Origin of the sequence: Burkholderia sp. Leaf177 (assembly GCF_001424345.1) — a bacterium.
Taxonomy (GTDB): domain Bacteria; phylum Pseudomonadota; class Gammaproteobacteria; order Burkholderiales; family Burkholderiaceae; genus Caballeronia.
Genome location: NZ_LMPF01000002.1, coordinates 262,990 through 283,619, shown reverse-complemented (window position 1 = coordinate 283,619; position 20,630 = coordinate 262,990). Strand labels below are relative to the sequence as shown.

The 20,630-nt window shown below is 58.9% G+C and carries 19 protein-coding genes and 1 pseudogene; 15 read left to right on the top strand and 5 right to left on the bottom strand.

From position 1 onward, the window contains the following. Positions 1 to 61: 61 nt before the first annotated feature. Both ASG35_RS05080 and ASG35_RS05075 read right to left on the bottom strand, forming a co-directional pair. A complete protein-coding gene (locus ASG35_RS05080; protein ID WP_156393009.1) occupies positions 62 to 1,039 on the bottom strand; it encodes a sugar ABC transporter substrate-binding protein in 978 nt (325 codons plus the stop codon). A gap of 30 nt (positions 1,040 to 1,069) precedes the next feature. Continuing rightward, positions 1,070 to 2,497 (bottom strand): FAD-binding oxidoreductase, encoded by a 1,428-nt coding sequence (locus ASG35_RS05075; protein WP_056353480.1) that lies wholly within the window; start codon positions 2,495 to 2,497, stop codon positions 1,070 to 1,072. 250 nt (positions 2,498 to 2,747) lie between these two features. On the opposite strand from ASG35_RS05075, the gene ASG35_RS05065 reads away from it, so the two are divergent. From ASG35_RS05065 to ASG35_RS05050, 4 genes are read left to right on the top strand one after another with little or no spacing between them, the layout of a single operon-like run. Beyond that, a complete protein-coding gene (locus ASG35_RS05065; protein WP_056353828.1) occupies positions 2,748 to 3,398 on the top strand; it encodes a glucose-6-phosphate isomerase in 651 nt (216 codons plus the stop codon). After that, the gene (locus ASG35_RS05060; protein ID WP_056353474.1) at positions 3,395 to 4,369 is read left to right on the top strand and encodes a shikimate dehydrogenase family protein; all 975 of its coding nucleotides are present in this window, start codon (positions 3,395 to 3,397) and stop codon (positions 4,367 to 4,369) included. The genes ASG35_RS05065 and ASG35_RS05060 overlap by 4 nt, the downstream gene beginning before the upstream one ends. Positions 4,370 to 4,388: 19 nt before the next feature. Beyond that, a complete protein-coding gene (locus ASG35_RS05055; protein ID WP_056353471.1) occupies positions 4,389 to 5,162 on the top strand; it encodes an SDR family NAD(P)-dependent oxidoreductase in 774 nt (257 codons plus the stop codon). Then, on the top strand, positions 5,149 to 6,051 hold the full coding sequence (locus ASG35_RS05050) for an MBL fold metallo-hydrolase (RefSeq protein ID WP_056353468.1): 903 nt from the start codon (positions 5,149 to 5,151) through the stop codon (positions 6,049 to 6,051). The genes ASG35_RS05055 and ASG35_RS05050 overlap by 14 nt, the downstream gene beginning before the upstream one ends. A 19-nt stretch (positions 6,052 to 6,070) precedes the next feature. Here the strand turns inward: ASG35_RS05050 and ASG35_RS05045 are convergent, their stop codons facing one another. Next, complete coding sequence (locus ASG35_RS05045; protein ID WP_056353465.1) at positions 6,071 to 6,337, bottom strand: hypothetical protein; 267 nt, start codon at positions 6,335 to 6,337, stop codon at positions 6,071 to 6,073. A gap of 288 nt (positions 6,338 to 6,625) precedes the next feature. On the opposite strand from ASG35_RS05045, the gene ASG35_RS05040 reads away from it, so the two are divergent. The 6 genes from ASG35_RS05040 to ASG35_RS05015 are packed head-to-tail and all read left to right on the top strand — an operon-like array spanning position 6,626 to position 11,944. Further along, entirely contained in the window at positions 6,626 to 7,645 is a 1,020-nt protein-coding gene (locus ASG35_RS05040) for an AAA family ATPase (protein WP_056353463.1), read from the top strand. Between the two features lie 13 nt (positions 7,646 to 7,658). Next, positions 7,659 to 8,522: a DUF58 domain-containing protein gene (locus tag ASG35_RS05035; protein ID WP_056353825.1), complete on the top strand. Its 864-nt coding sequence runs from the start codon at positions 7,659 to 7,661 to the stop codon at positions 8,520 to 8,522. Beyond that, positions 8,519 to 9,379 (top strand): calcium incorporation protein MxaA, encoded by an 861-nt coding sequence (locus ASG35_RS05030; protein ID WP_156393006.1) that lies wholly within the window; start codon positions 8,519 to 8,521, stop codon positions 9,377 to 9,379. Before ASG35_RS05035 ends, ASG35_RS05030 begins: the two co-directional genes overlap by 4 nt. Further along, positions 9,376 to 10,356: a vWA domain-containing protein gene (locus ASG35_RS05025; RefSeq protein ID WP_056353457.1), complete on the top strand. Its 981-nt coding sequence runs from the start codon at positions 9,376 to 9,378 to the stop codon at positions 10,354 to 10,356. The genes ASG35_RS05030 and ASG35_RS05025 overlap by 4 nt, the downstream gene beginning before the upstream one ends. After that, entirely contained in the window at positions 10,353 to 10,904 is a 552-nt protein-coding gene (locus tag ASG35_RS05020; protein WP_056353454.1) for a hypothetical protein, read from the top strand. The genes ASG35_RS05025 and ASG35_RS05020 overlap by 4 nt, the downstream gene beginning before the upstream one ends. A 14-nt stretch (positions 10,905 to 10,918) precedes the next feature. Next, entirely contained in the window at positions 10,919 to 11,944 is a 1,026-nt protein-coding gene (locus tag ASG35_RS05015; protein WP_235527462.1) for a vWA domain-containing protein, read from the top strand. Here ASG35_RS05015 and ASG35_RS05010 read toward each other — a convergent pair. After that, complete coding sequence (locus tag ASG35_RS05010) at positions 11,877 to 12,782, bottom strand: LysR family transcriptional regulator (RefSeq protein ID WP_056353452.1); 906 nt, start codon at positions 12,780 to 12,782, stop codon at positions 11,877 to 11,879. The genes ASG35_RS05015 and ASG35_RS05010 overlap by 68 nt on opposite strands. 180 nt (positions 12,783 to 12,962) lie before the next feature. On the opposite strand from ASG35_RS05010, the gene ASG35_RS05005 reads away from it, so the two are divergent. The 3 genes from ASG35_RS05005 to ASG35_RS04995 are packed head-to-tail and all read left to right on the top strand — an operon-like array spanning position 12,963 to position 16,771. After that, positions 12,963 to 14,384 (top strand): M20 family metallopeptidase, encoded by a 1,422-nt coding sequence (locus ASG35_RS05005; protein ID WP_056353448.1) that lies wholly within the window; start codon positions 12,963 to 12,965, stop codon positions 14,382 to 14,384. Continuing rightward, positions 14,381 to 15,667 (top strand): MFS transporter, encoded by a 1,287-nt coding sequence (locus ASG35_RS05000; protein WP_056353446.1) that lies wholly within the window; start codon positions 14,381 to 14,383, stop codon positions 15,665 to 15,667. The genes ASG35_RS05005 and ASG35_RS05000 overlap by 4 nt, the downstream gene beginning before the upstream one ends. Before the next feature lie 33 nt (positions 15,668 to 15,700). Then, positions 15,701 to 16,771 carry a serine hydrolase domain-containing protein gene (locus ASG35_RS04995; RefSeq protein WP_056353823.1) on the top strand — a complete coding sequence of 357 codons (1,071 nt, stop codon included), beginning with the start codon at positions 15,701 to 15,703 and terminating at the stop codon, positions 16,769 to 16,771. On the opposite strand, the gene ASG35_RS04990 is transcribed toward ASG35_RS04995, so the two are convergent. Next, positions 16,768 to 17,013, bottom strand: coding sequence for a hypothetical protein (locus ASG35_RS04990; protein WP_056353442.1), 246 nt, complete (start codon positions 17,011 to 17,013; stop codon positions 16,768 to 16,770). The two genes, ASG35_RS04995 and ASG35_RS04990, sit on opposite strands and share 4 nt — an antisense overlap. 1,489 nt (positions 17,014 to 18,502) lie before the next feature. Between ASG35_RS04990 and ASG35_RS04980 the strand changes: the two are divergent. Together ASG35_RS04980 and ASG35_RS04975 are read left to right on the top strand one after the other, a co-directional pair. Next, positions 18,503 to 19,948, top strand: a pseudogene (locus ASG35_RS04980) (hypothetical protein); the annotation flags it as partial. Between the two features lie 5 nt (positions 19,949 to 19,953). Then, complete coding sequence (locus tag ASG35_RS04975) at positions 19,954 to 20,508, top strand: hypothetical protein (RefSeq protein WP_056353434.1); 555 nt, start codon at positions 19,954 to 19,956, stop codon at positions 20,506 to 20,508. Positions 20,509 to 20,630 lie beyond the last annotated feature (122 nt).

Sequence of the window (20,630 nt, the reverse complement as noted above, 5' to 3'; positions counted from 1 at the left end):
CGTGTCTCCGGAATGCGAGGCGCACCGGACGAACCGGCGCGCTTGCATGGTCCCGCGGGCTTTAGAAAATCGCCTTGGGGTTGTAGTACTTGTCTACGTTGCTCTTGGAGATCGCGGCGGACGGCGTGTACGAAATCTTCGGCACGCTGGTGGCTTCGCCCTTCGCCGCCTTCACGCCGATATCGACCGCGGTGCGCGCGACCAGCGCCGGGTCGTTCAGCGCGGTTACGCCGTACTTGCCTTGCTTGATCAGGTTGAGCGCTTCTTTCTGGCCGTCGGCGGCGGCCACGAGCGTGATGCCGGTACGGTTCGCACTTTCGATCGCGCGGCGTGCACCCAGCACCATGCTGTCGTTTTCGCCGAGCACCATGTTGATGTCCTTGTTCGCGACGAGCAGATCTTCCATCGCCTTCAGGCCGCCTTCGTCGGACCAGTTGCCCCAGCCTTGTCCCACGATCTGCAAGTTGACCTTGCCGGTCTTCGCGAGCTGCGCTTCCACGATCCCCTCGATCACGCCATCGCGACGTTCCTTGCCGACCGGATTGCCTTTCTCGCCCGAGATCAACGCGATCTTCAGCGGCTTGTCGCCCAGGGTATCGACGACCCACGAGCCGACCAGCGCACCGTTCTCGCGATTCGACGATTGCACGAGCGTCAAGTAATTCGCTTTCGGATCGAGCGTACTGTCGATAACGACAACCTTCACGCCGGCCGCGGTCGCCGTGTTGACCACGTTGACGAGACCCTTCGGATCAGCCGGATCGATGATCAGCACCTTGATGCCGCGCGTGAGCATGTCTTCCACGTCGGAGATCTGCTTGCCCATCTTGCCTTGTGCGTCGGCGGTAATCACGTCGTTGCCGAGTTCGGCCGCGCGCGCCTTGGCCGATTCCATCGCGGCCGAAAAGTACGGCGCGTTGAGCACCTTCATGGAAATGCCCACTTTCATCTTGTCGGCTGCCATTGCCGGGGATGCCGCGATCACACCTGCGACTGCCAGCGCCACACCACACATCACCTTCTTCACGAACCGCGTCATGTCTCCTCCTTTTGTTAGGGTTTGGCGGTTTTAAACGATGTTCAACAACAACTTGCCCGGGTTCAAGATGTTCAGCGGATCGAGCGCGGCTTTCACGGCGCGCATGGCGGCCAGTTCAGCCGGTGTCCTCGATAACGCGAGCACCTTCAGTTTTTTCGTGCCGATGCCGTGTTCCGCCGATACCGATCCGCCCATTGCGCCGGTCACGCCGTAGACGACTTCCTGCACTTGCGGCGCGGTGGTCGGCGGCCAGTCGGGTTCCTGCACGACGATGTGCAAATTGCCATCGCCGAGATGTCCGTAGATCAGGATCGTGGCGTTGGGCCAGCGCTCGCGAAGCTGCTTGTCGCATTCGTGCGCGGCGCGGCCGACGTCGGTAATGGGGAAACTCACGTCGAAGGAAACGCGGCCGGGAATCAGTCGCTGATACTCGCCGGGGGCATCGCGAATGGCCCAGAACGCGGCGGCATCCGACTCGGACGAGGCGAGGGCGGCGTCCGTGATAAGGCCTTCTTCAAGCATCTCCGCCAAGAAATCCTCGAACGCGTCCGCTTGCCGTTGGGGATCCGCGCCGCTGCTTTCGAGCAGCACGTAATACGCGTGCTTGCCTTCCAGCGGCGCGCGCAATTCCGGCAGGCGCGACAACACGAAGTCGTAATAACCCGGCCACATGACTTCGAACGCCGACACGCCCGCGGGCAGACCTTCCTGAGCGCGGCGCAGCAACGTGGTGACCGCGTCGTAGTCCGGCAATCCGCACCATGCCGTCGATACCGCTCGCGGCTTGGGCCTCAGACGCAGCACGGCGCGCGTGATGACGCCGAGCGTTCCTTCGCTTCCGATCAGCAAATTGCGCAGGTCGTAACCGGTGTTGTTCTTGATCATCTTGCGCAGGCCGCCGACGATGCTGCCATCGGCGAGCACGGCTTCTATGTCCAGCACCTGGTCCCGCATCATTCCGTACTTGATCACGCGGTTTCCGCCGGCGTTCGTCGCAAGATTGCCGCCGATCGTGCAGCTTCCGCGTGCGCCCAGGTCCAGCGGAAACATGAAACCGGCTGCGTCGGCGGCTTCCTGCACGACCTGCAGCGGCGTGCCGCACCAGACCGTCATGGCGGCGCCGATTTCATCGATGGACTCAACGCCGTTCATCAACTCCAGGCTTAACGCCACCTCACCGCCGAGCATGCACGCGCCGCCGGCAAGACCCGTCAGTCCGCCTTGCGTGACGACCGCCTGCTTGTGTTCGTGGCAGATCCGCAGTGCCGTCGCGACGTGTTCGGTCGTGCGCGGGCGGATCAGCGCAAGCGGTTCATCGCAAGGCATGCGGCTCGAATCCGAATTCTTGCGACCCGCGAATTCATCAGGAAGGCTGACCACGTCGGCTCCGAGCGCTTCGCGCAGCGCCGCAACCGCGGCATTGGGCTGAGTGCGTTCAGAGGGCTGCTTGTCTTGCATCGAATTCTCCAGCGGTGGCGAAACATGTTTGTACAGCGGTGTATTGCTTAAACAGTTGAGCGGAAATAACGTTGTCTCCGCATACCTTGAACGATAGTATAGCTATCATTAACGAGAAAAACAGGATCGAAACGGCGGGGAAAACCCTGATGTTTTGCATTTAACTTAAAGCTATCATTATTAAAACTAACGTTCGCTTTGCTTTGTATCGTTCAGTGAAGCGACTTGCACTTTCCAGGAGATGGACCCGATGCAATGGCCTGAACCACGTTCCTTCGATGTCGACTTGCAGTCGGGCCTGATGAACGGCACCGGCTCGCGCTACCGGAAGTTCTTGCGCGACCTGGGCGGGCTTTATGCCGACAGCGCCGCCTTCGACGCGCTTGCTGCTACGCGCAGCGACGAGGTTGTCTATGAAGTCACCGATCACAAGCCAAACAGCAATCCTGGCGACCTGATTACCGGCGTCACGCGCATGAGCCCGGGCAAGGTCGGCGACGAATTTTTCATGACGCGCGGCCACATCCACGCGGCCATCGACAGGCCCGAGCTTTATTTCGGATTGAAGGGATACGGCGTGATGTTGATGGAGTCACCATCGGGCGATACACGCGTGGTCGAGATCAAGGCGAATACGGCGTGTTATGTGCCGCCGCGCTGGATTCATCGATCGGTGAATCTGGGCCAGGAAGACTTCGTGATGCTGTTTTGCTATCCGGCGGATTCGGGTCAGGATTACGCGATCATCGAGCAATCGAATGGCATGAAACTGCGGATCGTCGATGACGGCGCGGGGTCCTGGCGCAGCGTGCCGAACCCCGAATACAAGGAGCGCACGCAGGAGGAGATCGAAGCCTTGCTTGCGCGCGGTGCGTTGGCAGCCGAAGGAGCGACGCGATGAACGCTTCCACGAAGTATCAGGCGGCAAACCGTCCCACGTTCTACTTCATCGGCGTGACGACGGCGCAAAGTTCCATCATGCGTGTGTTTCCCGAATGGGCGAAGCATTTCGGTCTCGGCAATGTGGAGATCAAAGGCATCGATTTTCAGCCGCACGCGGCGCCCGAGGCGTATCGCGAGGCGGTTGAATTCCTGAAGCACGATCCGTTGTCGGTCGGCGCGCTCGTGACCACGCACAAGATCGACCTGTACGCGGCGTGCAAGGATCTTTTCGATGTCATCGATCCAACCGCCAAGGTCATGGGCGAGACAAGTTGCCTCTCAAAGCAGAATGGAAAATTCATTTGTCATGCTAAGGATCCGATCACATCGGGTTTATCGCTGGATGGATTCCTGCCTGCGAATCATTTTGCCGATACCGGCGCGGAAGTCTTTTCAATGGGCGCGGGCGGCTCGACCATCGCGCTGACCTGGCATCTGATGCAGAAGGAACGCGGCGCGAACCGGCCGTCGAAGGTGATCGTATCGAACCGCTCGGCGAGTAGGTTGGAGGAGATCGAGCGCATTCATCGCGAACTGAAATTCGATGTACCGTGCGAATATGTCGTCGCGCCGAAGCCGGAAGACAACGACGCCGTACTCGCGCGTTTGTTGCCGGGCGCGCTCGTCATCAACGCCACGGGTCTGGGCAAGGATGCGCCGGGTTCGCCGTTGAGCAACGCTGCCGTGTTTCCGGAACGCGCGGTTGTGTGGGACCTGAATTATCGTGGCGACCTGATTTTCCTCGATCAGGCACGCGCGCAGGAAAGCACGCGTAAGCTTCAAATAGAGGACGGCTGGACCTACTTCATTTACGGATGGACGCGCGTGATCGCGGAAGTGTTCCACGTCGACATTCCGGTAAGCGGTCCCGGCTTCGATGAAATCAGCCGCATTGCGGCGCAAGCGGGAAAACCCGTGCCCGCCAAATAAGCTTAAGGAAAACCCAGGCATGTATCTCGACAAGTTCAAGCTCGACGGCAAGATTGCCGTGGTCACGGGCGCTGCACGCGGTATCGGATTTGCAACGGCCGAGGCGCTCGCGGAAGCGGGCGCGCTCGTGGTTCTCACGGATATGAACGCGGAATTGCTCGACAAAGCCGCGGCGGATCTCGCGGCGAAGGGGCATCGCGTTGAAACCGAATTGCTCGATGTCACCGACTCGACCGCGGCGCAGCGCGTGAACGACGCGGTTGTCGCGCGTCATGGCCGCGTTGACGTGCTGGTGAACAACGCGGGCATCGCGATCTCGAATCATCCCGCCGAGACCATGACCGATGCGATCTGGAACAAGGTTATCGATGTCAATCTCAACGGCGTGTTCTGGGCCTGCCGCGCGTTCGGTAAAGGCATGCTCGAACACGGCACGGGAAGCATCGTGAACGTGGGATCGATGTCGGGATTTATCGTGAACCGGCCGCAGGAGCAGGCGAACTACAACGCGTCCAAGGCCGGCGTGCATCACCTGACGAAGTCGCTCGCGGCCGAGTGGGGCGCGCGAGGCGTGCGCGTGAATGCCGTTGCGCCGACGTATATCGATACCGAGATGAACACTTACGTGTACGAGAACAAGGAGATGTTCGACAAATGGGTTGGCGGCACGCCGATGAACCGGCTCGGACGCATGGACGAAGTCGCGTCCGTGATCCTGTTTCTCGCAAGCGACGCATCGAGTCTCATGACGGGATCAATCGTTCTCGCCGATGGCGGTTATGTCTGCTGGTGATCTGTCGCTGCAGGACGAGCGTTTTTCCGCGTCCTTGCGCGAGCGGCTGACCGATTCGGCCGCCGCGCCTCGCAATGAGGAAGTCGTGTTGTATTGGCTCGGGCAAGCGGGGTTTGTGATCGAGTGGCGCGAGTTCAGGATGTTGATCGATCCGTATCTGTCCGACTCGCTCGCGGAAAAATACAAGGGTACGAAGTTCCCGCATATGCGGATGATGGAGGCACCCGTCTTGCCCGGCGAACTGGACCGTCTCGACCTCGTGCTGTGTACGCACAGGCACACGGATCATATGGATCCGGGGACGCTTCAACCGCTTGCGCAACGATTTCCCGATCTCAGGTTCGTTGTTCCCGCAGCGGTCACGGACGAAGCAATCAAGCGATGCGGCGTCGGCGTAGAACGGCTGTTTCCGGTGAATGCCGGTGAGCGCATCGAGGTTTTTCCTGGCTGTTTCGTGTCACCGGTTCCTTCGGCGCACGAGTCGCTGGATATGGACGACGAAGGGCGTTTTCCGTGGCTAGGATATGTCGTCGAAGCGAGCGGCATACGCTTGTATCATTCGGGCGATTGCGTGCCTTATGCAGGACTTGCAGAAACCGTGGCGGCTATGAAGCCGCACGTCGCGATGCTTCCCGTGAATGGCCGCGACGCCGAGCGCAGCGGCAACGGCGTGCCCGGCAACTTCACGCTGGACGAAGCCATTGCACTCGCAAAGGAAAGCGGCAGCAGTGCGTTGATTGCGCATCACTTCGGCCTCTTCGACTTCAACACGGTTTCTAATGATGTCATCGACACATGCATTGAGCGCGAAGCCGCCAAAGGTTTCTCCATGTACCGCGCGAAAGCCGAAACTGCCTGGCGCCTGAAGCTTGATATAAGCGCGGAATAATTTTGCTGCGCCGCGCATCCTACTGCTTCATTGTCCCGGTCGCAGCGCCACCCGACGCCCCTTGAGGCGACATCGCTTTTTGCCGTTGCTGCATCAGCGTCCCCTGATTACCCGATGTGCTCATGCCTGCGCTCGCCGGCTGGGCCATCGATTCTCCCGCGCTCGCGGGATTTCCCGGCGCGGCGGTCGCATTTCCATTTGTGGTCTTGTTTCCGCTGTTTTGCGCATAAGCACTCGTGCCGCCGATACTCGCAAGCAGGCACGCTGCCACGATCATGCTCTTCATGATGACCTCCCAGGTTTATCGAGTTTGCGCGGCGCTGTCCGGCGCTGCATCGCCTTTATTGTTCAGCATCCCATGTGCCCAACCCGCGTTGCTGCAGTGCGGTTCTTATCTCGGCGACGCAGGCACAAGGTGTATCGCGGACGGTGACAATGTGTTTCCCGGCCGCGATTCGTCAGTCCTCCAGATTGCTTCGTAACCTCAGTATGTATTGCCCGGTACGACTTATGCATGGCCTGATCGGCGCGTTGATTCCGGCACAGTGCCGCTGTGCAACAGGAGACCCGATCGATGGCATTTGAAGAGCAGCTTCAGGACTGGCGCGAGAGTGCGTTGCGCGTCGAACAGAGCGTGACGAAGGCGGTGATCGGTCAGCACGAAACTGTTCGGCTCATCAACGTGGCGCTGTTTGCGCGCGGACATGTGTTGCTGGAGGGCGGTGTCGGGGTTGGGAAAACCACCGTGCTGCGCGCATTTTCCCGGGCGATCGGCGGCGACTTCGGGCGCGTGGAAGGCACCATCGACATGATGCCGGGCGACCTGATCTATCACACGTATGTGGATGCCGAGGGCAAACCGCGTATCGATCCGGGTCCTTTGCTGCGGCACGGCGAAAGACTCACTACGTTCTTCTTCAACGAGATCAACCGCGCCAGGCCGCAAGTGCAATCGCTCTTGCTGCGCGCAATGGCCGAGCGCTCCGTCTCGGCTTTCGACCGGGAATATCATTTTCCGCACATGATCGTGTTCGCCGATCGCAACAAGGTCGAACGGGAAGAAACGTTCGAGCTGGCATCGGCGGCACGCGATCGCTTTCTCTTCGAGCTGAACATGCCGACGCCATCGGATGCCGAGGTACGCCGCGCGCTGGTGTTCGATCCGGTCTTTCACGACGTCGATGCGTTACTCGAGCAAGTCACGCCGGGCGTGGTCCGATGGGAAGAGCTGAACAGCATCGGCGCGACCATCCAGCGCAGCGTGAGTGCAAGTCCGACCATCGAGCGATACGTGCTCGACATCTGGCAGGCAACCGAGAACCCGCAGCAATTCGATATCGCGCTCGAAGGTGTCGATATGCAGCGGCTCATTCTCGTAGGCGCAAGTCCGCGCGGCATGAGCGCGCTGCTTCGCGCCGCCCGTGTGATCGCATGGCTTGCCGGCCGCACGCATCTGATACCGGAGGACGTTCACGCCGTGCTGTTGCCGGCGCTCGGACACAGGGTGTTCTTCACGCCCATCTACGAACTACGCCGCCAGGAACTCGCGGAAGGTTTGATCGCGCAGATCATGGCAAGAGTCGCGGTGCCGTGAAGTCATGAATACCCTGAACGCGATGCCAGAATTTCACTACCGGTTGCCAACGCGCGCCGGTGGTTCCCGTCCCGGTTCGCATCCTGGTTCGAGCTTCGGCGCGGGTCAGGCGTTCGCCATGCACGCGCGCCTTTTCGATCATCCCGATCCGCGCCGCGTGGATTTGCGTGCGAGCATGCGCGCGATTCCGGCTGAATGGCTCGTGCGGGTGCATCTGCAAAGAGTCGCGGTGCCGGTGTACGTGGTGATCGATGTATCGGCGTCGATGCATTTCGGCCAGGCCAAAACGAAGCTCGATATTGCGGCGGATTTTGTCGAAGCACTGGGGTACAGCGCGTTTCGCGCAGGCGATCAGGTCGGCATGCTCGCCTTCGATGCAACCGAGCGCGAAGAACTTTATTCTCCCGCGCGCTACGGCCAGGGCGTGGGCGACGTCATGGCGGGCAGCGTGCGCGAGGCGGCCAAAGTAGCGGGCGTGGCGGGTGGTATCGATGGATTGGAAAAGTCGGTGGCAAAACTGGCCGGACGACAAGGCATCATTTTTATTGTGTCGGACTTTCACTGGCCGCTCACACGTTTGCCGAAGGTGCTCGATACGCTCACGCATGCCTATGTGATTCCGATGATCGTATGGGACCGCTCGGAGATCGAGCCGCCCGCTCACGGTTCGCTGTTGAGCGTGGACGATTCCGAAACGGGCGCGCGGCGGACTTTATGGCTGCGTGACAAGACGCGCAACGACTGGCGCGACGCCGTGCAGCGCCGGCGCATTGAAATAAATACGCTCTTCGGCAAACGCGGCTTGCGGCCGTTCTACATTGAAGGAGCATTCGACGCCGAAGCGTTGTCGCGATACTTCCTGGAAGCAGCCGCATGAGATTTTTCGCGCGCGGGCTTGCGGCTCTCATGTTTTGCTCGATCATCTCGACGGTGCACGCGGCGACCGTGGAGCAGCCACGTGCATTCGGCCATGTGATAGGCGATGTACTCACGCAGCGCATCTTGCTGGCTCAAGACGGCAACGTCGCGATGCCATCGACCGGACGTGTCGGCATATGGTTCGAGCGTCGCAATCCGCGAATCGAACACGATGCGCGGGGCCGTTCATGGCTGAGCATCGACTACCAGATCACAAACGCGCCGCAAACGCTGACCACGATCATGCTGCCTTCACTGAGCCTGATGGTTCCCGGCGGCAGCGCGCTGCAAGTTCCCGAATGGCCCGTAAGCGTGAGTCCGCTGACGCCCCAGACGGCATTTTCAACGGGCGATCTTCAGGCGCTGCTTCCTGACAGGCAGGCCCGAGCTCCGGCGACCGCGCCGCTGCGCAAACAGATGACCTCGGCGATGGGTCTGCTCGCGTTGACACTGCTGGCGTGGATCGGCTGGTGGCGATGGCGTAACCGCCGCGATGCCGAACGCCTGCCGTTCGCGCGCGCATGGAACGAAATGCAGCGTGAAAAGACCTCTGGTAAAGATGCCAGCGCTTATGGCTGGTTGTGCTTGCATCGTGCGTTGAACGAGACGGCGGGGCAGGTCGTGCATGGCGGAACCCTTGCGCCGTTGTTGGCTAAAGCGCCTTATCTGCAGCCACTTCAATCGCAGCTCGAACGGTTTTATCAGCACTCCAGCGAGCGGTTTTTTGCATCGTCGGAAACGTCTGCACCCGATACCCAATTTTCCCTGCGCGACTTGTCGCGAACGTTGTACCGCGCGGAAAGGAAACAGGGATGACATCGGCCATCGACTTCGCGCATCCCTGGGCGCTCGTGCTTTTGCCGCTGGCGCTTTTGCCTTTGCTGCGCCGCCGTGGCGACACACTGAGTTTTTCGTACATCGGATGGCTGCCCGTCGATCGACTCGGACGCGCGATCGGCTGGCTCTGGAGAGCGTGCGCCGTGCTGACCATTTTCTCGATTATCGTGGGTCTAGCCGGCCCTGGCAGATCGAATCTGACAGCGCTGCGCACGGGCACGGGCGCTGAAATCCTGATCCTGATGGACCGCAGTTCGAGCATGGACGACGCCATGGGCGGACAGCCGATCGATTCGCGCGGAATGTCGAAGAACGAAGTGGCAAGGCGTTCGATCAGCCGTTTCGTCGACGAACGCCCCAACGACCGCCTGGCTTTCATGATGTTCGGCATCAGCCCGATCCCCGTGGTGCGCTTCACCGCAAATCACCAGATCATTCTCGATGCAATCAGCGGCACGGGCATTGGGCGAGGCATGGCGGACACGCAGCTCGATCGCGGACTAAAGGCGGCTATCGGCCAGTTCGACGGCCGCAGCTTCGACGCACGCCGCGCCATCGTCCTCGTCTCCGACGGCGGTGCGCGGCTCGACGCACAAGCCCGGCGAAACATTGAGGAAGGACTCGCGCGCAATCGCATCGACCTGTATTTCATCTATTTGCGCAGCGGGGTTTATAGCCCGGACCTGCGGGCGGTCGCCGCCAACGACGCATCCGCGGAAGCCGAGTTGCATCGGTTCTTCCTGACGCTGAAGTCGCCGTACCACCTTTATCAGGCAAGCGATGCCGACGCCATGGCCGCCGCGATGGCCGACATCAGCCGGCAGCAGAAATACCAGGTGTCGTTCGTCGAACAATTGCCGCGCCAGGACAGAAGTTCGTATTGCTTCGCCGCCGCGCTGGTGTGCTGCACCTTGCTTCTTGCGTTGCATCTCATTCAGGTCAGGAGCTGGGCATGAAACGCTCGACAACGCACATTGCCTTCGGCGTGGTCGCGCTGTGTTGTGCAGCCGTGGCCGCATACGACGGGCTGCAATTGAAGCGTGCAAACGACATCGCGCAAGCCGTTGTGAATGCGGGTTTGAATTCGAGTGCGAACGCGGGGAATCAAATGATCGACGCGCCCGAAGTCCGGCTCGCGCGTGCGATGGTTTTATCGAAGTCACGCGCATATCCCGATGCGCAAAAACTCTACGACGCCCTGATCCAGGACGAAGATTCCGCAGGCGTCGCAAAAGATGCGCTGTTCAATCTGGGCAACATGTACGTGCGTCAGGCGACGGGCGAGGGCAGCACGGGTCCGGTCAGATCCCTGCCGCTTCTGGAGCAAGCCAAGCAGCGATACCGCCAGTTGCTACGCACGAATCCCGATGACTGGGATGCCCGCTACAACCTCGAGCGTGCGTTGTGGCTTGCGCCGGAGGCAGCGCAAGGCGCCGATGAACCCGACGTGAAGGAACAGCACGACGTAAAGTTGCGCGGTGCACAAGCCGAGGATTTGCCGTGAAAATCCTGGCGCTCATGCGCGGCTTGTTTGGCAAACGACAATGGCCTGTCACGCTCGCGCTGTTACTGCTGATCGCCGCGCTCGTCATGCCGCCAATGAAGCTGCCGCGCGACAACGCGAATTACATCGTCACCTTCGATATCACGCAAAGCATGGACACGGAGGATGTCGGCACGAGTCAAGCGCCATTGAGCCGCCTTGAGTTCGCGCGCGCCGCCATGCGTGAAACGCTCGGCAAATTGCAATGTGGATCCAAGGTCGGATGGAGCGTTTTCACCGGTCAACGGACCTTGTTGTTGATGCCGCCTATCGAGGTTTGCGGCAACTTCGACGCGCTGCTCTCGTCGCTCAACGAGATCGATGGCCGCATGCGCTGGACCAACTGGAGCCGCGTGGCCGAAGGCGGAATTTATTCGGCGGTGCATACGGCGCAGGAAGTCGGATCGAATACCGCTGTCATCTTTTTTACCGACGGGCAGGAAGCGCCGCCGGTGTTGCCATCGAATGATCGGGTGCGCGCGATCGCCGACAGCAAGGTACACGGCTGGCTGATCGGCGTGGGCGGCGACCAGCCCGTAAATATTCCCAAGACCGACGCAAACGGCAACAAGACAGGGTTCTGGCGTGCCGATCAGGTCATCCAGGTTCCGACCATTCCCGGCAAGCCGACCACCACCGAGAGTCACGAGGAGTTGTCGTCGTTGCGCGCGGACTATCTGGCTTCGGTGGCATCGCGTATTGGTTTTGGTTATGCGCGCTTGCGCGATCCATCGTCGTTGACCAGCGCGATGCTGGATCCGAACCTGACGCATCGCGAATCTGCCGCAACGAACGTCAGCTGGTGTCCCGCGCTGCTTGCATTGCTGTTGCTCATCTGGCGATTCATGCCGTTGCGCGCACTACGTGGCGCACGTCGCGCGGCCGTTCCCGCAACGGTTCCTGTCGCGCGTCCTGTTGCTGCTTCGCGCACCGTCACTCAAGACACGAAGGATCGTGGATTGCCGCAATCAGCAAATCCAGAAATGCGGCTACGGCTTTAGGCAACGTGCGCCCAGCCATGGTCTGCACTTGCAGCGTGCGCTGATGCAACTCCGGGTTGCTGATTGGAATGGCCGCCATCTTGTCCGCCTGGAGGCGGCTGCGCACCGTCAGATAACCCACAAACGTCACGGCCTGAGTTTGCTGGACGAAGCTCTGCAGCGCGCCGCCGTAGTTGCTCACGAACACTGGCTCGAAGTTGAGGCCTTCGAGGCTGCACGAGATATCGAATAATTGCCGCACGGTCACGCCTTCGCCGTAGATGGCAAGCGGCCACGGCGTGAGATCCGCGAGAGATACCGACTCCTTCTTCGCCAGCGGATGGTCCTGCGTGACCAGCGCGAAAATCGGCGCGCGCTGCGCGTAATGCACGTTCACGTCTTTCTCGGGCGCGACGCTGAAGCACACCGCAATATCGGCGGTGCCTTCGCGAACGTGTTGCGTCGCCTCGGTGGGCGCGGCGACATCGAGCTGAAAATGCACGGCGGGCCAGCTCTTCAGAAAGTGCGCGAAGACCTGCGGCAGGAAATCCCGCGCCACGCCTTCCGAGCTCGCCACGCGAATCGTTGCGCGGCTTTCGGTTGTCAGGCCGCGAATTTCTTCGGTGACGCGTTCCTGTTCCATCAGGCTCCGGTGCGCATGCGCGGCAAGCAGGCGGCCGGCTTCGCTCAGCACCATGCCGCGCGGCCTTCGTTCGAACAGCGGCACGCCCATCTCGTCCTCCAGCTTCGCAACCTGTCTGCTTATCGCCGATACCGCCACGAACAGGCGCTCGGATGCCTTACTCAAAGAGCCGCTTCGGGCGACTTCCAGGAAATACCGCAGCGCGGTGGTTTGCATGATGCGTCTCTTTCAAGGGCGAATCGATGGTCGGGAGCTTTGCCTTTTCGGCAACGGAAACCGCCAAATATTGTCATTGTCCATAAATATCGGCGGTATCAAGATCGCGTCATCGGTTTTTTCTGCCTGAAGAACCGGCGTGCCTCGTTTGCCTGATGGCGCGCTTCACCGGAGAAAGAAGTGACACGCGAGTCCGCCATTCAAGCCGCTGCCGACCTGTACGATTCCGGCACTTTCCTCGAAGATCTGCGCCGCCGCGTGGCGTTCCGTACGGAGAGTCAGGAGCCCGAAAGCGGTCCGTTGCTAAGCGCGTATCTGACCGATGAAATCGTGCCGCTTCTTACCGAACTGGGCTTCACCTCGCGGCTGGTCGATAACCCTGCGCCGGGCGCGGGGCCGTTTCTGGTTGCGCATCGCAAGGAAAGCGACGAGTTGCCTACGGTGCTGACTTACGGTCACGGCGATGTCGTCAGAGGATATGACGCGCAGTGGCGCGAGGGTTTATCGCCGTGGAACGTCACCGTTGACGGCGACCACTGGTACGGCCGCGGCACTGCCGACAACAAGGGCCAGCACAGCATCAATCTCGCCGCGCTAAAAGCCGTGCTCGACGCACGAGATGGACAGCTCGGCTTCAATCTCAAGCTGCTTTTCGAAACCGGCGAAGAGGTCGGCTCGCCTGGCCTGCACGCCGTGTGCGAAACCTTGCGCGATGAACTCAAGGCCGACGTGCTGATTGCGTCCGATGGCCCGCGCCTCGGCGCAGCGCGTCCCACGATCTTTCTCGGCTCACGGGGCCTCGTCAACTTCAAGCTCACTGTGAACCTGCGCGAGGGCGGTCATCATTCGGGTAACTGGGGCGGCCTGCTGCGCAATCCGGGCGTGGTGCTGGCGAACGCGATTGCATCGATGGTCGATCAAAACGGCCGCATCCTGATCGAAGGTTTGCGTCCGCCCGAAGTGCCGCAAGCGGTGCGGCGCGCGCTGGATGGAATCGTCGTGGGCGGCAATCCGGGCGAGCCTGAAGTCGATACCGATTACGGCGAACCAGGTCTCACGCCTTCCGAACGCGTGTTCGGCTGGAACAATCTCGAAGTGCTCGCGTTCCGTACCGGCAATCCCGAGAAACCCGTCAACGCAATCCCGCCGCATGCCTTCGCGTTCATGCAGATCCGCTTCGTGGTGGGCACGAACTGGGAGGATCTCGAGCGGATCGTGCGCCGTCATCTGGACGAGCATGGCTTCGGCATGGTCGAAATCGATGTCGACCGCGGCGCGCCGGCGACCCGCGTGGACCCGGACAACGCGTGGGTCCAGTGGGGCCTGAATTCGCTTGCCCGCACCACTGGCAAGAAGCCCGTGCTGTTGCCGAATCTCGGCGGAACGCTTCCCAACGATGTCTTCGCGGAGATCATCGGCATGCCGACGCTCTGGGTGCCGCACTCGTATCCTGGCTGCTCGCAACACGCGCCCGATGAACACATGCTCGGGCCAGTAGTCGAGGAAGGCTTGCGCATCATGGCCGGGCTCTTCTGGGACCTCGGCGAGCAAGACGTTCCGAGTACAGCCAACGTGAACCAAGCATCAAGGAATACGCGATGAGCACCGACACGGCCACGACCGTCATTCCGAAATCAGCGCCGCACACGGGCATCTACAAGCTGATAGCCGCAACATCGATAGGCAACGCGCTCGAGTTCTACGATCTCGTGGTCTACGGCTATTTTGCGTCCACGCTCTCGAAGCTGTTTTTCCCGACCTCCGATAAAACCGTCTCGCTGCTCCTGACACTCGGCACGTTCGCGCTCTCGTATCTTGCGCGCCCCGTCGGCGCATTCGTGCTCGGTTCCTACAGCGATCGCAAGGGCCGCAAGGCTTCGCTGACATTGTCGATTGCGATGATGACGCTCGGCACCGGCATGGTCGCGTTGATGCCGAGCTATGCGACGATCGGCGTGCTCGCGCCCATCGGCATCTTTGCGTCGCGGCTGTTGCAAGGCTTTTCCGCGGGCGGCGAGTTCGGTAGTTCCACGGCGTTCCTGACCGAGCATGCGCCCGCCCGCAGCGGCTTCATGGCGAGCTGGCAGTTCGCGAGTCAGGGCGCGAGCGTGCTGGTTGCATCGGCATTCGGCGCGGTGTTGACGAGCACGCTGACGCCCGCGCAACTCGAAGGCTGGGGCTGGCGGATTCCATTTTTGTTCGGATTGCTGATTGGTCCGGTGGGAATGTATATCCGCCGTCATGTCGATGAAACCCCGGAGTTCGAACGCACCGAAACGGCAGCGTCGCCGATCCGTGAAGTGCTCGCGACGCAGAAGGAACGGCTGCTGGTTTCCATCGGCTCGCTGGTGCTGACCACGACTGCGAACTACATGTTGCTGTACATGCCGACGTATGCGTCGCGCCAGCTCGGCCTTGCGCCGTCGTCGGGGTTTATCGCGACGCTCGCAGCAGGTTTTATCGTGATGGTGCTCACGCCAATGGTTGGACACTGGTCCGATAAAGTCGGCCGCACGCGCATCATGCTGGGCGCCGGGTCGCTCTTTTTCGTCACCATTTATCCGGCCTTCATGTTCATGAACGCGCATCCGTCCATGCTGACGCTGCTCGCCGCCGTGGTCTGGGTCGCGGTGCTCAAGGCCATTTATTTCGCGCCGATTCCCGCGCTGATGTCGGACCTGTTTCCGACCCGCACGCGTACCACGGGCATGGCGGTCGGCTACAACGTCGGCACGACGATATTCGGCGGTTTCACGCCGCTTGCGGTTGCCTCGCTGATCGCGTTGACGGGTAACAATCTCGCGCCGGGTTTCTACCTGATGCTCGCCGCCATCATCAGTCTTTTCACACTCGTTTGGGCGCGCAAACGCCTGAAAGTGCACTGATTCAGTTCGATGAACACCTTGGAAATGAACGTTATGCAAAACGATTTACCGCAGGCCATGAAGGACGCCATCCAGTTTTCAAACGACCACGAAACGCTCTGGGATCGCAGTGTGAAAGGCGTGTGGGGCGTTCATCCGAACGATCCTCCGCCATGGAACAAGTTGCTCGGGCCGGTGCATGATCGCGGGCCGGTGTCGGGCGCGATTTCCGTCGATGGCCGTCTGTTGGCGTCGTGGGGCGAACCGGATCGCGCCGACCTCACGTTCAGTATCGCCAAGACATATCTGGCGTTGCTTGCAGGCGTGGCGCACGATCGCGGCCTGCTTCCCGATGTCGATGAACCGGTGCATGTTCGCGTGCCTGGCATCGGTTTCGACGATGAACACAACGCTCGAGTAACGTGGGCGCAATTGCTGCAGCAGACCAGCGAATGGACGGGCGATTATTTCGGTCTTCCGGATCAGGCGGATCATTATCGGGCGGTCACGTTCGGCACGCCGCCCGATGGCAAGAAGGGCGACCTGCGCCCGCTGCAGACGCCTGGCACGTACTGGGAATACAACGATGTGCGCATCAACCAGTTGTCGCTTGCGCTGCTGCATCTGTTTGGACGGCCGTTGCCCGATGTGTTCCGCGAGGCGATCACGCGACCGGCCGGTGCCAGCGATAACTGGAGCTGGGTCGGGTATGACAACGCATGGGTCGATATAAACGGTCAACGCGTGCAATCGGTGCCGGGCGGCACGCACTGGGGCGGGGGTTTGTCGATCAGCGCGAACGATCAGTTGAAGGTAGCGCAGATTTTAATTAACGACGGCAAGATCGACGGACGGCAGGTCATCTCGCGCGATTGGATTACGCGCATGCAAACGCCTTGCGGCCTTGCGCCTTATTACGGTTATCTCGTGTGGCTCAATCACGAACGCCGCGTGTTTCCGAGCGTGCCGGCATCGAGTTATTTCGCGATCGGCGCCGGGAGTTCGTTCATGTGGATCGAGCCGGAGCGGAAGATGGCAGTGGTGGTTCGCTGGCTGAATTCCACTTACGCCGATGAGTTTTTTGGTCTGGTCCTGAAAGCGGTGGACGATGTTTTGACGCGTTAATCCACTGCTGCAATCTTCTGCAGCCACGCGAGAAGCGGCCTCGATTTCTCGCGATACTCATTGCGCGGCGGATGCACGAGGTAATACCCCGAGCCCGATTCCAGCACGCGTTCGAACGGCGCCACCAGCGCGCCGTTCGACAAATTCTCCTGCACCAGATTCAAATCTCCCAACGCCACGCCCATGCTGCGAACGGTCGCGCCGAACGCGAGGTCGAGGGTGAATCCTTGGCCAAAATTCATATGGGTGGGCTTGCGAGAATGATCACTCTCCATTTTTTCTAGTCTTAGAAATACCTTGTTATTGTCCCGAAAAAGACCATCTGTGGTCGACAGGTTGTCGGTGTCAGCGTAGAGATATGCATGTTGGCCGGGGAGTCTCGGGTTCCCGAGCAATTGGTGTTTCTCAAAAATACCCACTGGTTATCTTAATAAGATATCCGAAGGATTTTTCTTGACTTGAATTATTTCAAGCTGTTTTAATAAATTGGCGGTTCTGCTTACTCGAACCGTTTATTTAATGAATATGCTCAAAAATTGACTGCCAATTTTCCTCGATAAAAGATGTTTGGGAGTGGGAAGCGGTTGGGATAATAGCTTCACGCGTGCCGATGCGATTCATGTTCAAGTGCTCCCGCGAGAACTTGCTGCGGAACGTTTCAGCTGTCGATGGCGTCAGCGAGTAGCGCGGCAGTAGTTTCCATAAAACCCCCTAATAAGTTAAGAAGATCCGAAGATTCGGATAGCTACAGGTTTATATCCATGTTGATTAGCTTTCCTTTCCTGCCTGGATCCAGCAACGGCAACGTAGATATCTTTGAGCAATCCGCGTTGAACGAGATCGTCACTCTTGACGAGTACGAGTCACCACACGGCATCTTTCCGATAAGCCGAGATCGCCGGTGGCACGGTGGCGTTCACTTAACGCCAAAGATGGTTAATGAACCGGTTCGAGCTGTCGCAGATGGAGTTGTGGTCGCATACAGAGTCGCGCAGGATTCTCTGGATGGTCATGACACGAGTTTTGTCTTGCTAAAGCATGAGACGGAAACAGGAACCGGGCGATCAATAGCGTTCTACTCGTTGTATATGCACCTTATGAATCAGGCGGACTTGAAGACTAGGCCAGCGTTGAAGCAGCAAATGGCTGAATTTATGCAAACGGCAACAGCCTCCGCCCGTCAAGGCGAAAAAATAAAGGTTTATCGCAAGGATATTCTCGGCTATCCGGGCCAGATGTTTGGGCATCGCATGATTCATTTTGAAATCTTCATGACCGATGCCGACTTCAAGGCGTACTTCGATAAGACTCAATTGGACAATCGCACGATCAGTGCCACCAGTAGCGAAGAGCCGTGGGGCGATTGTTATTTCGTGATTCCACCAGGTCCGTTTTTATCGAAGCCGGATAAGTCGAGCGCCGAAGCCGGTAGAACCGAGCACGCGTTGTTCGTGCGCATTCGTTTTGATCGCGGGACGAAGTACACAACTGTTTGGCGCGATGAGGGCAACGGAAAGGCACCTACATTGATTACGTCCGCAGCCGGCGTTGCCGTGCCCAATTATGAATACGATCTCTATAAAACTGCGACAAAACAATACCCGGATTGCGCCAGTGCGGGCTACGAGTTGCTTCGCTTTGGCCGCGTGGTGGGACCCGACAAGGATCGACTTCCTGCTGATAAATCTGCGAACTGGCAGTCTGTCAGATGGCGATCACGGCGGCGTCCGNATGCCCAATTATGAATACGATCTCTATAAAACTGCGACAAAACAATACCCGGATTGCGCCAGTGCGGGCTACGAGTTGCTTCGCTTTGGCCGCGTGGTGGGACCCGACAAGGATCGACTTCCAGCTGATAAATCTGCGAACTGGCAGTCTGTCTCCTTCGCGGCGCAGCAATCGGGTTACATCAATTTGAGCGACGCTCGCGTTTGTAAATTGTCCGATGCCGATTTTCCTTGGTTCATGGGTTGGACAAAAGTCAGTGAAGGTGCTGGTGCATTGTCCGACGATGGGTTGTGCGATTCGAAAGTCATCCTCGATCTGCTTCAGGAAGCGAATGGCGTTGATGTGCCTAAAGCAGGCGCGAGTCTGGATCGCCTGGCTTTGTATCTCCGCGATCACGAAGAAGTAAGGCAGAAGTTGCGCGGCTTGATTTGTGAGGCACCGACTGAATGGGATAGAAGCACTAACCACAAGCGCTTTGATCGACTGACGCAGGCAGGTGAGCACTACGAAGGCAACCCGGAAGGGCTGGACGAGTTTCTTCAGTTCGTCGAGAAATTTCAGTTCTGGGATACAACGGGACTGCCGACGAAGGTCTGGCATTTTCATCCGTTGAAATTTATAGAATGCATTAAAAAATGCAGTTGGTTGAGTCAAAGGGAGACGATCCAGCTATTGCCAGTTAGCGCTATGCGCCCTCATAAGGGGGCATTTGTTTCGGAGAAAGTCGTTGTAGATCAGAGCATCATCGATCAGTTCCGCCCAGACCTAAACCGGGCGTTGCGTAAGTACGGAATCGTGACGGCCGATCGCATGGCCGCTTTTTTCGGGAATGCGATGCAGGAAATACAATGGTTTGGAAAGCTCTACGAGAATGCTTCCAGTCAGTGGTACTACCCTTGGGACGGTCGTGGTTTGTTGCAACTTACCGGTCCGGGCAACTACATTAAATACTGGCGATGGAGGGGGCGCGACATAGCGAAAGATGTTGAATCTGCTTTGGTCGAGGCGTACAACAAAAAGGACCACGCTGCGCTGCAAGACGCCAAAAATGTAGGAGTAACAACGATGATGAAGCAATGGCGGGACGATATCGCCGGAATATTGACGAGTACGACTTATGAAAGATCGGACAGTGCCGGCGCTTATTGGGCGTGGACAGAAGCATCAAGGTTTGCCGATCGACCATCAAAAATGGAACGAGCGGGAAAACTTGTTGAAGGCGGGCGGGGAATCTATTACAAGAATCAATCATTCGGTCAAGTAGCTGCGACTGTCAATTTCGGCAGCCCCGTGAGCAACATTGCAAGCGTAGAAAGAGTTAATGGAATCGTGGCTCGCTATCAAGGCTTTACGAATGCTCTTGTGGTGTTAGCCGATACGCCGCAGTTTCCTGATGGAGCTGGGAGACTGTTGTCGATACCTGAAAGTTTTGAGCGCAGGAAGTAAGACTTATGAAGAAATCGATCGTTACTTTGGGATTGGTTGTGTTTTTATCGGTCTCGGCGATGTCAGCAGAGCCTATGGCTGTCCCGACAGACGACCATGCAATTGGCGAATGTGTTTTTCGTATTGCGAAGACCCAAGGCCTTCGTTTTCAAACGGACAAAGAGAGTCGCTTTGGTGCATTTGGAGTCGGGCACACCGGTGACCCAGACTTTTGGGCCGTTCAACTCGCATGTGAAGCCTATACTGCTGATCTCCTCCCTAGAATGGCGGGTGTCCAACGCGAGGACGGTACTTATGTGCTGAGTAGCGCCCTTATTAGTGAGCAACGCGCGAAGCTTATTGTTCTACGCGGGTCGAATTGGACCGGTGCTGGGAGCGTGACGGAGAGTACTACTGGCGAGCCCGTTGACCGTTACAGACGATTTAAGTTTTGTATTGTCCGGGGAGCCAAGGCGCTTTGCGGATGGAGCGACGTTGTCACGCATTTGTCTCATCCGGAGAAAAGCACGTTGCAGAAGGTGCTTCGCACGTTGGAAAGTATTGAATTCATCGAAGGCTAGACGAATGGCGCTTACGCTCCGTTGCCCGCACATCGGCATCGCCTAATATCAGGCGCGCCGTGCACGATTCACTGGCTAAGTATGACGTTATTTGTGCGTGCTTTTTGATGTGAATTGAGCAT

Bases quoted from the DNA above. Each gene is read 5' to 3' on its own strand.
- ASG35_RS05080 (WP_156393009.1), bottom strand. From the start codon at position 1,039: ATGACGCGGTTCGTGAAGAAGGTGATGTGTGGTGTGGCGCTGGCAGTC.
- ASG35_RS05075 (WP_056353480.1), bottom strand. From the start codon at position 2,497: ATGCAAGACAAGCAGCCCTCTGAACGCACTCAGCCCAATGCCGCGGTT.
- ASG35_RS05065 (WP_056353828.1), top strand. From the start codon at position 2,748: ATGCAATGGCCTGAACCACGTTCCTTCGATGTCGACTTGCAGTCGGGC.
- ASG35_RS05060 (WP_056353474.1), top strand. From the start codon at position 3,395: ATGAACGCTTCCACGAAGTATCAGGCGGCAAACCGTCCCACGTTCTAC.
- ASG35_RS05055 (WP_056353471.1), top strand. From the start codon at position 4,389: ATGTATCTCGACAAGTTCAAGCTCGACGGCAAGATTGCCGTGGTCACG.
- ASG35_RS05050 (WP_056353468.1), top strand. From the start codon at position 5,149: ATGTCTGCTGGTGATCTGTCGCTGCAGGACGAGCGTTTTTCCGCGTCC.
- ASG35_RS05045 (WP_056353465.1), bottom strand. From the start codon at position 6,337: ATGAAGAGCATGATCGTGGCAGCGTGCCTGCTTGCGAGTATCGGCGGC.
- ASG35_RS05040 (WP_056353463.1), top strand. From the start codon at position 6,626: ATGGCATTTGAAGAGCAGCTTCAGGACTGGCGCGAGAGTGCGTTGCGC.
- ASG35_RS05030 (WP_156393006.1), top strand. From the start codon at position 8,519: ATGAGATTTTTCGCGCGCGGGCTTGCGGCTCTCATGTTTTGCTCGATC.
- ASG35_RS05025 (WP_056353457.1), top strand. From the start codon at position 9,376: ATGACATCGGCCATCGACTTCGCGCATCCCTGGGCGCTCGTGCTTTTG.
- ASG35_RS05020 (WP_056353454.1), top strand. From the start codon at position 10,353: ATGAAACGCTCGACAACGCACATTGCCTTCGGCGTGGTCGCGCTGTGT.
- ASG35_RS05015 (WP_235527462.1), top strand. From the start codon at position 10,919: ATGCGCGGCTTGTTTGGCAAACGACAATGGCCTGTCACGCTCGCGCTG.
- ASG35_RS05010 (WP_056353452.1), bottom strand. From the start codon at position 12,782: ATGCAAACCACCGCGCTGCGGTATTTCCTGGAAGTCGCCCGAAGCGGC.
- ASG35_RS05000 (WP_056353446.1), top strand. From the start codon at position 14,381: ATGAGCACCGACACGGCCACGACCGTCATTCCGAAATCAGCGCCGCAC.
- ASG35_RS04995 (WP_056353823.1), top strand. From the start codon at position 15,701: ATGCAAAACGATTTACCGCAGGCCATGAAGGACGCCATCCAGTTTTCA.
- ASG35_RS04990 (WP_056353442.1), bottom strand. From the start codon at position 17,013: ATGAATTTTGGCCAAGGATTCACCCTCGACCTCGCGTTCGGCGCGACC.
- ASG35_RS04975 (WP_056353434.1), top strand. From the start codon at position 19,954: ATGAAGAAATCGATCGTTACTTTGGGATTGGTTGTGTTTTTATCGGTC.